12 protein-coding genes, 1 tRNA gene and 1 pseudogene are annotated in these 14917 nt (G+C 64.1%); 6 read left to right on the plus strand and 8 right to left on the minus strand.

The annotated features are described in order from the left end of the window. Positions 1-75 precede the first annotated feature (75 nt). Positions 76-151: transfer RNA gene (locus tag ACGLHT_RS29305), tRNA-Glu, on the minus strand. A gap of 376 nt (positions 152-527) precedes the next feature. Here ACGLHT_RS29305 and ACGLHT_RS29310 point away from each other — a divergent pair. Further along, positions 528-1295 carry a hypothetical protein gene (locus ACGLHT_RS29310; RefSeq protein WP_274120092.1) on the plus strand — a complete coding sequence of 256 codons (768 nt, stop codon included), beginning with the start codon at positions 528-530 and terminating at the stop codon, positions 1293-1295. Positions 1296-1422: 127 nt separating this feature from the next. On the opposite strand, the gene ACGLHT_RS29315 is transcribed toward ACGLHT_RS29310, so the two are convergent. Then, positions 1423-1905, minus strand: a complete 483-nt coding sequence (locus tag ACGLHT_RS29315; protein WP_003260813.1) for a GAF domain-containing protein — start codon at positions 1903-1905, stop codon at positions 1423-1425. After that, a complete protein-coding gene (locus ACGLHT_RS29320; protein WP_013971547.1) occupies positions 1906-2793 on the minus strand; it encodes an ATP-binding protein in 888 nt (295 codons plus the stop codon). 204 nt (positions 2794-2997) lie between these two features. Between ACGLHT_RS29320 and ACGLHT_RS29325 the strand changes: the two genes are divergently transcribed. Then, positions 2998-5355, plus strand: coding sequence for a response regulator (locus ACGLHT_RS29325; RefSeq protein WP_274120091.1), 2358 nt, complete (start codon positions 2998-3000; stop codon positions 5353-5355). On the opposite strand, the gene ACGLHT_RS29330 is transcribed toward ACGLHT_RS29325, so the two are convergent. Both ACGLHT_RS29330 and msrB read right to left on the minus strand, forming a co-directional pair. Then, positions 5345-5833 carry a glutathione peroxidase gene (locus ACGLHT_RS29330; RefSeq protein WP_025338188.1) on the minus strand — a complete coding sequence of 163 codons (489 nt, stop codon included), beginning with the start codon at positions 5831-5833 and terminating at the stop codon, positions 5345-5347. The genes ACGLHT_RS29325 and ACGLHT_RS29330 overlap by 11 nt on opposite strands. A gap of 13 nt (positions 5834-5846) precedes the next feature. Further along, complete coding sequence (gene msrB / locus ACGLHT_RS29335) at positions 5847-6242, minus strand: peptide-methionine (R)-S-oxide reductase MsrB (RefSeq protein WP_085590101.1); 396 nt, start codon at positions 6240-6242, stop codon at positions 5847-5849. A 167-nt stretch (positions 6243-6409) separates the two neighbouring features. On the opposite strand from msrB, the gene ACGLHT_RS29340 reads away from it, so the two are divergent. Together ACGLHT_RS29340 and htpX are read left to right on the plus strand one after the other, a co-directional pair. Continuing rightward, on the plus strand, positions 6410-7621 hold the full coding sequence (locus tag ACGLHT_RS29340) for a pyridoxal phosphate-dependent aminotransferase (protein WP_013971543.1): 1212 nt from the start codon (positions 6410-6412) through the stop codon (positions 7619-7621). A gap of 274 nt (positions 7622-7895) precedes the next feature. Beyond that, positions 7896-8783, plus strand: a complete 888-nt coding sequence (gene htpX, locus ACGLHT_RS29345; RefSeq protein WP_003259721.1) for a protease HtpX — start codon at positions 7896-7898, stop codon at positions 8781-8783. A 169-nt stretch (positions 8784-8952) separates the two neighbouring features. Here htpX and ACGLHT_RS29350 read toward each other — a convergent pair whose 3' ends face one another. Next, positions 8953-9603: a thiopurine S-methyltransferase gene (locus ACGLHT_RS29350; RefSeq protein ID WP_137163261.1), complete on the minus strand. Its 651-nt coding sequence runs from the start codon at positions 9601-9603 to the stop codon at positions 8953-8955. A gap of 101 nt (positions 9604-9704) precedes the next feature. Between ACGLHT_RS29350 and ACGLHT_RS29355 the strand changes: the two genes are divergently transcribed. Then, complete coding sequence (locus ACGLHT_RS29355) at positions 9705-10472, plus strand: class III extradiol ring-cleavage dioxygenase (protein WP_274120090.1); 768 nt, start codon at positions 9705-9707, stop codon at positions 10470-10472. Between the two features lie 187 nt (positions 10473-10659). On the opposite strand, the pseudogene ACGLHT_RS29360 reads toward ACGLHT_RS29355, so the two are convergent. Together ACGLHT_RS29360 and ACGLHT_RS29365 are read right to left on the minus strand one after the other, a co-directional pair. Beyond that, positions 10660-12373: pseudogene (locus ACGLHT_RS29360) on the minus strand (DEAD/DEAH box helicase). 451 nt (positions 12374-12824) lie between these two features. Continuing rightward, positions 12825-13580: a spermidine synthase gene (locus ACGLHT_RS29365; RefSeq protein ID WP_025338183.1), complete on the minus strand. Its 756-nt coding sequence runs from the start codon at positions 13578-13580 to the stop codon at positions 12825-12827. Between the two features lie 116 nt (positions 13581-13696). On the opposite strand from ACGLHT_RS29365, the gene ACGLHT_RS29370 reads away from it, so the two are divergent. Then, positions 13697-14917: class II 3-deoxy-7-phosphoheptulonate synthase (locus ACGLHT_RS29370; RefSeq protein WP_123085487.1), on the plus strand; the 1221-nt coding region annotated here is incomplete at its 3' end.

Consider the following 14917-nt stretch of genomic DNA (forward strand, 5'->3'; position numbering starts at 1 on the left):
CGGGAAACGAGACTCGAACTCGCGACCCCGACCTTGGCAAGGTCGTGCTCTACCAACTGAGCTATTCCCGCAATTTGGCGTCCCCTAGGGGACTCGAACCCCTGTTACCGCCGTGAAAGGGCGGTGTCCTAGGCCACTAGACGAAGGGGACACGCTGCTGGCATTACTGCCTGCTTTCACTCCCTGCCGCGTTTCGCTGTGTGCTTTACGCTGCAAGTGGCGCGCATTCTATGGATGGTTCGGACAGGCGTCAACCCCTTTGTAGAAATTTATTTAAATCAATGACTTCCGGGTGAGTTGGGGTGCAGTTGCGGGATGGGTTGCCGATATAGAGAGAGGCAATCCTGTGCCGGCCCTTTCGCGGGCTTGCCCGCTCCCACAGGGTTGTCGCCAACCCTCAGGCCTGTGTTGCACCTGTGGGAGCGGGCAAGCCCGCGAAGAGGCCGGCACAGGGATTTAGCAGCTGTTCGTCCACCACCGAACTCACTACACTCAAGCTGTAATTCTTCTTCAATGAGGCATTAACGGTGACACCACTTCTGATCACCCTGCTCATCGTGGCGGGTATCGCGCTGCTGATCGTGATCGGCTACCTAAACAATGTGGTCGAGAACGGCAAGCTCGAACGCGCCCGGATGAAGATCGAGCTGGCCGACCGCCTGCGCCGCTGTGGCGAAATCACCGAGACCTTCCCCGGCCAGTTCATGACCCCGGCGCTGAAGCTGCTGCTGACCCGCCTGGAGCTCAACCTCAACCAGCGTCAACTGGCGATGGACAAGCACAATGCCGAGATCAAGGCGCGCATCGCCGAACTGGAGAGGCTGATTGCCCAAGGCGGGGAGATTCCGGTAAACAACCCGCCCAACCCGATCCAGACCGAGATCAAGGCCAAGGATGTGCGCTTCCTGCTGGAGGCGCTGCACAACCAGGTGACCCGCGCCGCCCAGGAGGGCTTCCTGCCCACGCCCGAGGCCAAGCAATGGGTCAAGGAAATCCGCCATATCCTGGTGCTGCTGCATATCGAGTTCTTCAACAACCTCGGCCAGCAGGCCCTGCAACAGAACCAGCCAGGCCAGGCGCGCCTGGCCTTCGAGCGCGGCGTGCAGTACCTGCGCAAGCAGCCGGAACCGAAAATGTATGAAGAGCAGCTGACGTACCTGGAGAAGCTGCTGGCCCGGGCCAACGCCCAGGTACTGGACCGCATGGCCCCGGCGGAGGACGAGCAGAATGAACTGACCCAGGGGCTCAAGACCGATGAGGAAGAGACCTGGAAGAAGAAGGTGATGTACGACTGATGCTTTAACCTGTACCGGCCTCTTCGCGGCTAAAGCCGCTCCCACAGGGACCGCATCGCCCTCAGGCTTGGTGCGATCCCTGTGGGAGCGGCTTTAGCCGCGAAAAGGCCGGTACAGGCAACAAATATCAGCAGTCGGTCAACTCCAGAAAAATCGCCGCCAACCGCTCCAACCCCACCTGATCCGCCTCACTGAAGCGCCCAAGCTTCGGGCTGTCCAGGTCCAGCACACCAATCAACCTGCCCTCCTTCACCAGCGGAATCACCAGCTCGCTGTTGGACGCGCTGTCACAGGCAATGTGCCCCGGGAACGCATGCACGTCCTCTACCCGCTGGGTCTGCCGGGTGGCCGCTGCCGCCCCGCACACGCCCTTGCTGAACGGGATGCGCACGCACGCCACCTGGCCCTGGAATGGGCCCAGCACCAGTTCTTCGTTGCGGTTGAGGTAGAACCCCGCCCAGTTCAGGTCGTCCACCTGGTTATAGAGGAATGCCGAAAACTGCGCGGCATTGGCGATGAAGTCACGCTCGTCGGCAAACAGCGCCTGCACTTGCGCCGCCAGCAGGTTGTAGCCGTCGAGGCCGGCGCCACTGGCATTGAGGTCGATCATTTACTTTTGCTCCAGCAATTGCAGCCCGACCCAGTAGCGGGCGAACTGATAGGCACAACGGCCATTACGGTTACCGCGGCCGGTGGCCCAGCGCACGGCGAGGATGTCGAGTTCTTCGCTGCGCTGCCAGGCCAGGCCGGCAGTTTGCGCGAGCTGGCCGATCCAGTGCTCGACCACGTTCAGGAAGTGTTCCTGGGTGAAGGGGTAGAACGACAGCCACAGGCCAAAACGGTCGGACAGGGCAATCTTGTCTTCCACCGCTTCACTGGGATGCAGCTCGCCGTCCACGCGCTTCCAGTTCTCGTTGTCGCTCTCCTTTTCCGGCACCAGGTGGCGGCGGTTGGAGGTGGCGTACAGCAGCACGTTGTCGGGGGCCTGCTCGAGCGAGCCGTCGAGCACGCTCTTGAGCACCCGGTAGTCGCCCTCCCCGGCTTCGAACGACAGGTCGTCGCAGAACAGGATGAAGCGCTGCGGCAGCTTCTGCAGCTGCTCGACCACCCGTGGCAGGTCGGCCAGGTGGTCGCGTTCGATTTCGATCAGGCGCAGGCCGGCACCGGCGTGCTCGGCCAGCAGGGCACGTACCAGCGACGACTTGCCGGTGCCGCGCGAGCCCCACAGCAGTGCATGGTTGGCCGGCATGCCGTTGATGAACTGATGGGTGTTGCGGCCCAGCTGGTCACGCTGCTGGTCGACGCCGATCAGGTCGCTCAGGCGGATGTCCAGGCTGACTTCCAGTGGCAGCAGGTAGCCGCTGCGGCCATCGCGCTGCCAGCGCGCGGCCAGGGTGGTGGCCCAGTCGATATTCGGGCGCTGGGCCGGCAACAGGGGTTCGAGGCGGGCCAGTACCGATTCGGCGCGGTCCAGGAAAGCAATCAAGCGAGCGTCCATGACGACTCCTACGAATTTCAGTTTTTTGGGGCCGCTGCGCGCCCCTTCGCGGGCTTGCCCGCTCCCACAGGCACACTGCAAATCTCGAGGGCAGTGATATACCTGTGGCAGCGGGCAAGCCCGCGAAGGGGCGCAAAGCGGCCCCCACTTGGCAATCAACTGAAATGAACAGACAGACCCACCAGCAGCCGGGGCTATTCGGCTATGCTTGCGCAGCGCAAGGGACGTGAAACCGGCTCGGGACACATGGATATCAAGTTCACCAATCGCCTGTCATACAAGCAAGCCCGGTTGACAGTCCTGGTCGGCTTCATCCTGGGAACATTGCTCAGTCTCATCCAGATCGGCATCGATTATGCCAGCGAAGACGCGTCCATCAACCGTGAAGTGCGCGCCTTACTGCAAATCAGCCACAACCCGGCCTCGCGCATCGCCTACAACATCGACTCGGAACTGGCCCTGGAGCTGACCCGCGGCCTGCTGCAGTCGCCGGCGATCATCCGTGCGCGGCTGATCGACAACAACGAAACAGTGCTGGCCGACGTCGAACGGCCGCGCCTGCAGGACCGCTACCGGCCGCTCAGCGACTTCCTGTTCGGCGACCAGCGCCAGTTCAAGGAACGCCTGTACCTGACCCACATGCCCGAGGAATACCTCGGCACCCTGTACCTGGAGGTGGACACCTACGCCTTCGGCAGCCGCTTTCTCGACCGTGCCGGCATCACCCTGCTCAACGGTTTCGCCCGCAGCCTGGTGCTGACCGGCATCCTCCTGGCGCTGTTCTACATGATGCTGACCAAGCCGCTGGTGACGGTGATCGGCGCGCTCAGCGGCAGCGATCCGCGCAAGCCCCGGCAAACCCGCGTGGCCTGCCCGCACGGCCACGAACACGACGAGATCGGCGTACTGGTGAAGGTCGCCAACCAGCAGTTCGTCAGCATGGCCACCGAGATCGAGCAGCGGCGCACCGCAGAAAACCGCCTTACCCAGTACCTCAACGAGCTGGAAGATATCGTCTCGGCACGCACCAACGAGCTGAAGGCCAGCAACAGCAGCCTGAGCCTGTCCAACCAGGAGCTGGAAGAAGCCCGTCGCCGGGCGCTGGACATGGCCCAGGCACGCGCCGCCTTCCTCGCCAACATGAGCCACGAAATCCGTACCCCGCTCAACGGCATGCTCGGCATGATCGCCCTTGCCCTCGACAGCCCGCTGCCCAGCGAGCAACGCCAGCAGCTGGCGATAGCCCATGACTCGGGCAAGGTGCTGGTGGAGTTGCTCAACGATATTCTCGACCTGTCCAAGTTCGATGCCGGCCAGCTGGAGCTGGAGCGCATTCCGTTCGACATGGGTTCGATGGTCGAGGACACTGCCAACCTGCTGTCGCAGAACACCGCGCAAAGCGTGGAGCTGACCTGCCTGATCGCCCGCGACTTCCCCAGCAGCGTGCTTGGCGACCCCACGCGGGTACGGCAGATCGTCAGCAACCTGCTGTCCAACGCCCTCAAGTTCACCCGCTTCGGCCGCGTGGATGTGCGCCTGGCGACCATCGTCGGCGGTGTGCGCCTGGAAGTGCGCGACACCGGCATCGGCATCCCCGAAGAAGCCCAGGCGCGGATCTTCCAGCCGTTCACCCAGGCCGGCGCCGGCATCACCCGCCAGTACGGCGGCACCGGCCTGGGCCTGGCGCTGACACGCAACCTGTGCAAGGCCATGCAGGGCCACCTGCATATCAAGTCCGACCCGGGCTTCGGCAGCCGCTTCACCGCCGAGCTGCCGCTGGCGGTGCACACCGAAGCCATCCCGCCGGCACCGTTGCACGGGCGCGTGGCGGCGCTGAGCGCGGCCGGCAGCGGGCTCGATGAACTGCTGCAGGACCTGTTGCCCGCCTGGGGCCTTGCCTATCAGCACCATGACAGCAGCGCGGGGCTGGACGCCACGGCCATCGACCTGCTGATCACCGACAGCCTGGACCAGCTGTTCGAACTGCGCCCGGCACTGAAGACACCGATCCTGCTGGTGACCGCCTACGGCAACTTCCTGCCCAGCGAACAGTCGGTCACCCTCGCCCCCCTGCACCAGCTGGCCCGGCCGCTGGCGCGCAACGCCCTGTACCAGACCTTGCGCCGCACCTTGCAGGGCCACGAGCCCGAACACCCGCTGGACACCCCGGCCATCACCCTGGAACAAGGCCGCGCGCGCATCCTGCTGGTGGAGGACAACCCGGTGAACCAGCTGGTGGCCAAGGGCATGCTGGCCAAGCTCGGTTGCCAGGTGCAGCTGGCCACCCAGGGCGCCGAGGCCCTGGAGCTACTGGAACAGGACGAGTTCGACCTGGTACTGATGGACTGCAACATGCCGGTGATGGATGGCTACGAGGCCAGCCGGCGCATCCGCCAGAGCGGCCGCTGGCCCGACCTGCCGATCGTTGCCCTCACCGCCAACGCCATGCCCGAGGAGCGCGAGCGCTGCCGGGCAGCGGGCATGAACGACTACCTGGCCAAGCCGTTCCGCCGTGAAGAGCTGCTGGCGCTGGTCGACCACTGGGTGCCGGTCAACGGTTGAGCAGGCGCTCGATGTCCGCTTCCAGGGCCTGCGGCTTGGTGGTGGGGGCGTAGCGCGTTACCTGGCCAGAGGCCGGGTCGACCAGGAACTTGGTGAAGTTCCACTTGATCTTCTGGCTGCCCAGAATGCCCGGGGCGCGCTGCTTGAGTTCGACGAACAGCGGGTGGCTGCCGGGGCCGTTGACCTCGACCTTGCGGAACAGCGGGAAGCTCACGCCGAAATTGCGCTCGCAGAACTGGGCAATTTCCCGTGCATCGCCCGGCTCCTGCTTGCCGAACTGGTTGCAGGGGAAGCCCAGCACCACCAGGCCGCGTGCGCGGTAGGCCTGCCACAGTTGCTCCAGGCCCTTGTACTGCGGGGTAAAGCCGCACTGGCTGGCGGTATTGACCACCAGCAGCGCCTTGCCGGGGAAGTCGCCGAGCTTCTTGTGCTCGCCGCCCAGGGTCACGCAGGGGATGTCCAGTATCGATCCAGCCATGGTCGGGCTCCGGTCAGTCGCGCGGGCGCAGGTCGATGCACACCGAGTTGATGCAGTAGCGCAGGCCGGTCGGTGGCGGGCCATCGGGGAACACGTGGCCCAGGTGCGCATCGCAGCGGGCACAGGTGACTTCGGTGCGGATCATGCCGTGGGAGGTGTCGCGGATCTCGATCATCGCGCTTTCCTCGATGGGCGCGTAGAAGCTCGGCCAGCCACAGCCGGAATCGAACTTGGTCTGCGCATCGAACAGTGCCAGGCCGCAGCAGATGCAGTGGTAGATGCCGTCGCGGCGCTCGCTGTTGTACTTGCCGCTGAACGGCCGCTCGGTGCCCTTGAGGCGGCACACCTGGTACTGCTCGGGGTCGAGCATCGACCGCCATTGTTCCAGGGTTTTCTCGATCTTTTGCATGTAGGGACCTCGGCAGGCTGAATTTCACTGCGCACCGTCTTTTCCGGGGCGCGGGTGGCACGTATATTAGTTGGCTTCGTGTGCCAGGCGTTCAGTCTGGCACCCGCTTCCTGCCCTTTCAAACCTTTCGGCGGGGCGTAGCGCGTTTTCTCAATCGGGATCCCATCATGCAGTTCAGCAAATCGAACAAGCTCGCCAATGTCTGCTACGACATTCGCGGCCCAGTGCTCAAGCACGCCAAGCGCCTGGAAGAGGAAGGCCACCGCATCCTCAAGCTGAACATCGGCAACCCGGCGCCGTTTGGCTTCGAGGCGCCTGACGAAATCCTTCAGGATGTGATCCGCAACCTGCCCACCGCGCAGGGCTACAGCGACTCCAAGGGCCTGTTCAGCGCGCGCAAGGCGGTGATGCAGTACTGCCAGCAGAAGCAGATCGAAGGCGTCGGCATCGAGGACATCTACCTGGGTAACGGTGTGTCCGAGCTGATCGTGATGTCGATGCAGGCGCTGCTCAACAACGGCGACGAAGTGCTGATCCCGGCCCCCGACTACCCGCTGTGGACCGCCGCGGTGAGCCTGGCCGGCGGCAAGCCGGTGCACTACCTGTGCGACGAGCAGGCCGACTGGTTCCCCGACCTTGAGGACATCAAGGCCAAGATCACCCCGAACACCAAGGCCCTGGTGATCATCAACCCGAACAACCCGACCGGCGCGGTGTACTCCAAAGAGCTGCTGCTGGGCATGCTGGAACTGGCCCGCCAGCACAACCTGGTGGTGTTCTCCGACGAGATCTACGACAAGATCCTGTACGACGAAGCCGTGCACATCAGCACCGCATCGCTGGCCCCCGACCTGCTGTGCCTGACCTTCAACGGCCTGTCCAAGTCGTACCGGGTGGCGGGCTTCCGTTCCGGCTGGCTGATCATCTCCGGGCCCAAGCACCACGCGCAAAGCTACATCGAAGGCATCGACATGCTGGCCAACATGCGCCTGTGCGCCAACGTGCCGGCCCAGCATGCCATTCAGACCGCGCTGGGCGGCTACCAGAGCATCAACGACCTGGTGCTGCCACCGGGTCGCCTGCTGGAACAGCGCAACCGCACCTACGAGCTGCTGAACGACATCCCGGGCGTGAGCTGCGTGAAGCCGATGGGTGCGCTGTATGCATTCCCGAAGATCGACCCGAAGGTTTGCCCGATTCACAACGACGAGAAGTTCGTGCTCGACCTGCTGCTGTCGGAGAAGCTGCTGATCGTTCAGGGCACGGCGTTCAACTGGCCGTGGCCGGACCACTTCCGTGTGGTGACCTTGCCGCGGGTGGATGACCTGGAGGCGGCGATTGGCCGGATCGGGAATTTCCTGAAGGGTTATTCGCAGTAAGTGATGGCCTCTTCGCAGCGCAAGGCTGCTCCTACAGGAGAACGCATGCCCCTGTAGGAGCAGCCTTGTGCTGCGAATGGGCTGCAAAGCAGCCCCAAAACCCCACAGGATGTTTCTTACATCCTGCAACGCTCTATCCCACAGCCCCCGCGCCATCCTCTGCCATACTCCGCCGTACACAGTTTGAAATAGTCGCCCGATTGAATCGGCACGGCCGGCACCTTATATACCCCGCAGTAAGCGACAACTCATCCGTCAGGAGAACGTAACAACCATGATGCGCATTCTGTTGTTTGTAGCCACCAACCTCGCGGTGGTGCTGGTTGCAAGCATTACCCTGAGCCTGTTCGGTTTCAACGGGTTCATGGCCGCCAACGGGGTCGACCTGAACCTCAGCAGCCTGCTGGTGTTCTGCGCCGTGTTCGGCTTTGCCGGCTCCCTCGTCTCGCTGTTCATCTCCAAGTGGATGGCGAAGATGACCACCGGCACCCAGATCATCAGCCAGCCGCGCACCCGCCACGAACAGTGGCTGCTGCAAACGGTCGAAGAGCTGTCCCGTGAAGCGGGCATCAAGATGCCCGAGGTGGGTATCTTCCCGGCGTACGAGGCCAACGCCTTCGCCACCGGCTGGAACCGCAACGACGCGCTGGTCGCCGTGTCCCAGGGCCTGCTGGAGCGTTTCTCGCCCGATGAAGTGCGCGCAGTACTGGCCCACGAGATCGGCCACGTGGCCAACGGCGACATGGTCACCCTGGCGCTGGTGCAAGGCGTGGTGAACACCTTCGTGATGTTCTTCGCACGCATCATCGGCAACTTCGTCGACAAGGTGATCTTCAAGAACGAAGAAGGCCAGGGCATTGCCTACTACGTGGCGACCATCGTTGCCGAGCTGATCCTGGGCATTCTGGCCAGCATGATCGTGATGTGGTTCTCGCGCCGCCGCGAATACCGCGCCGACGAAGCCGGTGCACAACTGGCCGGTACCGCGGCGATGATCGGTGCCCTGCAGCGCCTGCGCGTGGAGCAAGGCCTGCCGGTGCACATGCCCGACACCATGAAGGCCTTCGGCATAAATGGTGGCCTGAAGCACGGCCTGGCCGGGCTGCTGATGAGCCACCCGCCGCTGGAAGACCGTATCGAGGCCCTGCGCCGTCGCGGTTGATCCAACCGGTAAAAACAAAGGGCGACTTCGGTCGCCCTTTTTTGTACACCTGTGCCGGCCTCTTCGCGGGCTCGCCCGCTCCCACAGGTTCACCACATACCTTGAGGATTGTGCAGTACCTGTGGGAGCGGGCAAGCCCGCGAAAGGGCCGGAACAGGCTACACACCTGTCATCGGCTAACCCGGTACACCCGCTCCAACAAACTGGAAGCTCCGGCCTGCAGGAACTTCGGGCTTTCCTCAATCACCTCCACTGCCTCCAGCTCATCCACCTGCCACCCGGCAAACCCTTGCCGCAGCTCCTCATCCCCCACCGAAAACGGCGGCCCGCCCAGCAAAGCCTGGTCATAATCCAGAGTCACCACCACCCCCTGGCAACCCGCCGGCAGCAAGCCCGACAACAACTGCATGTAGGCCACACGCATCTGCGGCGGCAAGGCAATCAGCGCCGCCCGGTCATACAGCCCCGCGCAGTCGCCGATATCCCCTGCCTGCAACGCAAAGAAATCCCCACACCAGAGCTCCACGTCACCACTGCGCCAAACCTCGAAAGCCCCGCGCTGTTGCACCTCGGCTTCAAGCCCATGCTCGCGGAAGAATGCCTCCACCGCCCGCCGCGACAGCTCTACGCCCAACACGCGGTACCCCTGCCCGGCCAGCCAGGCCAGGTCCAGGCTCTTGCCGCACAACGGCACCAGCACGCGGCTGCCCGGCGCCAGGCCAAGCGTTGGCCAATACTTCTGCAGATAGGGGTTCACCTGCGCCTGGTGAAAGCCGATCTGGTTGTCGGCCCACCGCTGCTGCCAGAACGCTGGCTCCATGATCACTCCCGATTTTTAGATGGTTTGTCGGTAAAAGTTGGTTTGGATTTCGATCTGTAGTTGATCGAAGATGAGTGCATCTTAACCCTCAGGACCCTGCCATGCTGCCCAGCCTGTTCATTTCCCATGGTTCCCCCATGCTGGCCCTGCAACCCGGCGCCAGCGGGCCGGCGCTGGCCGGGCTGGCCAACGCCCTGCCCCGGCCGAAAGCGATCGTGGTGGTGTCGGCGCACTGGGAAAGCCGCGAACTGCTGGTTACCAGCAGCGCACGACCAGAGACCTGGCATGACTTCTACGGTTTCCCACCGGCGCTGTATGCGGTGCAGTACCCGGCGCCGGGTGAGCCCACCCTTGCCGGCCAGGTCAGTGAACTGCTGCAGGCTGCCGGGCTGCCTGCCCGGCTGGACGCGCAGCGGCCGTTCGACCACGGCGCCTGGGTACCGCTGTCGCTGATGTACCCGGATGCGAATATTCCGGTGGTGCAGGTTTCACTGCCCAGCCACATGGGGCCGGCGCTGCAGGTCAAGGTAGGCCAGGCGTTGGCGGGTTTGCGCGACCAGGGCGTGCTGCTGATCGGCTCGGGCAGCATTACCCATAACCTGGGCGAACTGGACTGGCATGCCGGGCCGGATGTGATCGAGCCTTGGGCGCTGACGTTCAGGGATTGGGTGGTGGAAAAGCTGCGGGCGGATGATCAGGAAGCGCTGCTGGGTTATCGGCAGCAGGCACCGTTTGCGGTGCGCAACCATCCCAGTGATGAGCATTTCCTGCCGCTGTTCTTTGCCCTGGGGGCTGGGGGCAAGTTCGGGGTGGTGCACCAAGGGTTTACCTTGGGGGCGTTGGGGATGGACATTTATCGGTTCGACTGAAGATAGCCGGGGGCGCTTTGCGCCCCTTTCGCGACACAAGGCCGCTCCTACAGGGGTTACCCGTCACCATGGGGTACGCGATCCCTTGTAGGAGCGGCCTTGTGTCGCGATGGGCTGCAAAGCAGCCCCAAAGCACAGGCAAAAAAAATCCCCGACCTGAGCCGGGGATTTTTTCATTGCGCCAGGATCAATCCTCGCGGTAGCGACGCAGCTTCAGCTGCTTGCCGGCCACGCGGGTGTCCTTGAGCTTGGACAGCAGCTTCTCCAGGCCATCTTCCGGCAGCTCGACCAGGCTGAAGCTGTCGCGCACCTGGATGCGGCCAATGGCGTCACGGGCCAAGCCACCTTCGTTGAGGATCGCGCCCAGCAGGTTCTTGGCAGCGATGCCGTCACGGGCACCCAGGGCAGTACGGCAACGCACACGGCCTTCGGCCAGCGGCATCGGCGCACGGCGCTCGCGGTCACCACGCTCCGGACGCTCGCCACGCTCACCACGTTCGGTACGCTCACCACGCGGGGCGAAGCTCGGCACCAGCGGCTGTTCACGCTCTACCGCAGCCAGGTCCAGCGCCTGGCCATTGGTGGCCTTGCGCAGCAGGGCAGCAGCCAGGGCACGCGCGCTGCAACCCAGGTCGGCGGTCAGGCGGTCGAACAGTTCGCCGTGGGTGGCTTCCGCTTCGGCAACCAGCGGCGCCAGGCTCGAGGTCAGCTTCTTGATGCGGGCGTCCAGCACGGCCTGGGCATTCGGCAGGCGGGCTTCGGCAACTTTCTGCCCGGTTACGCGCTCGATCACCTGCAGCATGCGGCGCTCACGCGGGGTGACCAGCAGCAGTGCACGGCCATCGCGACCAGCACGGCCGGTACGGCCGATACGGTGTACGTAGGACTCCGGGTCGTACGGCATGTCGACGTTGAACACGTGAGTGATGCGCGGTACGTCCAGGCCACGGGCAGCGACGTCGGTAGCTACAACGATGTCCAGGCGGCCATCCTTGAGCGAGTCGATCACGCGCTCACGCTGGTTCTGGGCGATGTCGCCGTTCAGCGCGGCAGCCTTGTAGCCCTTGGCTTCCAGCGCGGAGGCCAGGTCCAGGGTGGCTTGCTTGGTACGCACGAAGGCGATCAGCGCATCGAACTCTTCCACTTCCAGCAGACGCAGCACAGCCGGGATCTTCTGGTCGGCGTGGACCATCAGGTGGGCCTGCTCGATCGCGGTAACGGTCTGGGTCTTGCTCTGGATCTTGACGTGCTTGGGCTCGCGCAGGTGGCGTTCGGCGATCGAACGGATCGACGACGGCAGGGTGGCGGAGAACAGCACGGTCTGGCGGCTGGCCGGGATGGCATCGAAGATCACTTCGAGGTCATCCATGAAGCCCAGCTTGAGCATCTCGTCGGCTTCGTCCAGTACCAGGTACTGCACGGTCGACAGGACTTTTTCGTCACGACGCAGGTGGTCGCACAGACGGCCCGGGGTGGCCACGACGATTTGCGCGCCGTTGCGGATCGCACGCAGCTGTGGGCCCATCGGGGCACCACCGTAGACGGCGACCACGTTCACGCCCGGCATCTGCTTGGCGTAGGTTTCGAAAGCGGTAGCAACTTGCAGCGCCAACTCACGGGTTGGCGCCAGGATCAGGGCTTGCGGTTCGCGCTTGCTCACATCGATCTTGTTGAGGATCGGCAGGGCGAAGGCAGCGGTCTTGCCGGTGCCAGTCTGCGCCTGGCCGATCATGTCGTGACCGGCGAGGATGATCGGGATCGATTGTTGCTGAATGGCGGACGGCTCTTCGTAGCCGGTCGCCAGAACGGCAGCAACAATATTCGGATTGAGATCGAGAGCGGCGAAGCCGCCGGTTTCCTGGGTCATGGGTCTGCCTCTAGGTGCATCCGCAAAGACCCATGCTCCAAAGCTGCACAAGCCATGAAAGACCGACAGGTCACCCAGGCAGCTTTGGCGGCGGGGATTTGCGAAAACGATTGAAAAAGAAAACGTGGGAAAGTCCGCCTAGCGGACGTGCAGCCGAAGCTGGACTCGGAGGGTTTGCACCACCTGATTTTGCGGTCCGCTAAAAGACCGGCGCGTACTATACCCGAAATCGTGCGCAGACGTGAGGAATATTTTCAGGGTGCCTGGCCAGTGTCGGGCCATCAATCACAGCAAGCTGAATCGATAATCCCCTGGAGCCTGGCGCGGTCCTTGTAGGAGCGGCCTTGTGTCGCGAAAGGGCCGCAGAGCGGCCCCGGCAATATTTGCATTGACGCTGGAATCCGGGGCCGCTACGCGCCCCTTTCGCGACACAAGGCCGCTCCTACACGAACCGCTACAGGTATCGCATAGGCCGCGCCAGCCATTCAGGTAGCCGGCCGAATCTCGCGGATCAGCCCCTCGAGGCTGTACCCCAGGCGCGGCGCCAGCGCCTCGGCCCGGGCTTTCAGCCCATCCAGGTCCAGCGTCTGCTCCAGGTCCGCCGGCACCAGCAGGATCACATTGCCCTCCTTCACCGGCAGCTCCCAGTAATGCCGGTGGTACAACCCGCGCAGCAACGCCGCGCCCAGCGGCTTGCCGTCGTCGGTGGCCCACTGGTTGATCACCAGCCAACCACCTGGGTTCAGCTGCTGCTGGCAGTTCTCCAGGAAGTTCCACGCCAGGTGGCCCACCCCCGGCCCATGGTCGGTGTACAGGTCGACGAACAGCAGGTCGGCCTTCTCCGCCGTGGGCAACAGCTCCAGGGCATCGCCGATGCGTACATACAGCCGCGGGTCGTCGTCCAGGCCCAGGTACTCCATGGCCAGGCGCGGTACGTCCGGGCGCAGTTCGATGGCCTCGATGTCGTCCAGCGGCAGGAACTTCATGCAGGCCTGGGTCAGCGTGCCGGCACCCAGGCCGAGAAACAGCGCGCTCTCCGGCTGCTCGTGGCACAGCGCCCCCACCAGCATGGCGCGGGTATAGTCGTACTCCAGCCAGCTGGGGTCGGCCGTGAACACGCAGCTCTGCTCGATCGCATCGCCGAATTCCAGAAAGCGGTAGTCGTCGACTTCATACACGCTGATGACGCCAAAGGCGTCCTCCACCCGTGCCAGTAGCCGCTCTTCCCGTTCCGCCGCCATGCTCACCACCCACCCGCGCAAAAACGCGCATTGTCCGTCAACACCCTCGATGCAACAAGCGCAGCGCCAACTGTTACCATGGCCCATAGCCTACAACCGACAAGACCGAGCCCGAGATGAACCAACCGTGGAGCCCCGACAGCTGGCGCGCCCTGCCGATCCAGCAGCAACCGACCTACCCCGATGCCGCGCACCTGCTGAAGGTCGAACAGACCCTGGCCAGCTACCCGCCGCTGGTGTTCGCGGGCGAGGCGCGCGAGCTGCGCCGGCAGTTCGCCGAGGTCACCGAAGGCCGCGCCTTCCTGCTGCAGGGTGGCGACTGCGCCGAGAGCTTCGCCGAGTTCTCGGCGGCGAAAATCCGCGACACCTTCAAGGTGCTGCTGCAGATGGCCATCGTCATGACCTTCGCCGCCGGCTGCCCGGTGGTCAAGGTCGGGCGCATGGCCGGGCAGTTCGCCAAGCCGCGCTCATCGGGCGATGAAACCATCGGCGACATCACCCTGCCCGCCTACCGTGGCGACATCGTCAACGGCATCGGCTTCGACGCGAAAAGCCGCATCCCCGACCCGGAGCGCCTGCTGCAGGCCTACCACCAGGCCACTGCCAGCCTCAACCTGCTGCGCGCCTTCGCCCAGGGCGGGTTTGCCGACCTGCACCAGGTGCACAAGTGGAACCTGGACTTCATCGCCAACTCGGCGCTGGCCGACAAGTACCACCAGCTGGCCAACCGCATCGACGAAACCCTGGCATTCATGCGCGCCTGCGGCCTGGACAGCGCGCCGCAGCTGCGCGAAACCAGCTTCTTCACCGCCCACGAAGCACTGCTGCTGAACTATGAAGAAGCCTTCGTGCGCCAGGACAGCCTGACCGGCGACTACTACGACTGCTCGGCGCACATGCTGTGGATCGGCGACCGCACCCGCCAGCTGGACGGTGCCCATGTGGAGTTCCTGCGCGGCGTGCACAACCCGATCGGGGTGAAGGTTGGCCCGAGCATGAACCCCGAAGAACTGATCCGCCTGATCGACACGCTGAACCCGGCCAACGACCCCGGGCGCCTGAACCTGATCGTGCGCATGGGTGCCGGCAAGGTCGGCGACCACCTGCCGGGGCTGATCCGCACGGTCGAGCGCGAAGGGCGCAAGGTGCTGTGGAGCTCCGACCCGATGCATGGCAATACCATCAAGGCCAGCAGCGGCTACAAGACCCGCGACTTTGCGCAGATCCTGGATGAGGTGAAACAGTTCTTCCAGGTGCACCAGGCCGAGGGCAGCCATGCCGGCGGCATCCACATCGAGATGACCGGGCAGAACGTCACCGAATGCATCGGCGGCGCC

It is taken from the genome of Pseudomonas sp. PsB (genome assembly GCF_043658375.1).
GTDB lineage: Bacteria > Pseudomonadota > Gammaproteobacteria > Pseudomonadales > Pseudomonadaceae > Aquipseudomonas > Aquipseudomonas putida_Z.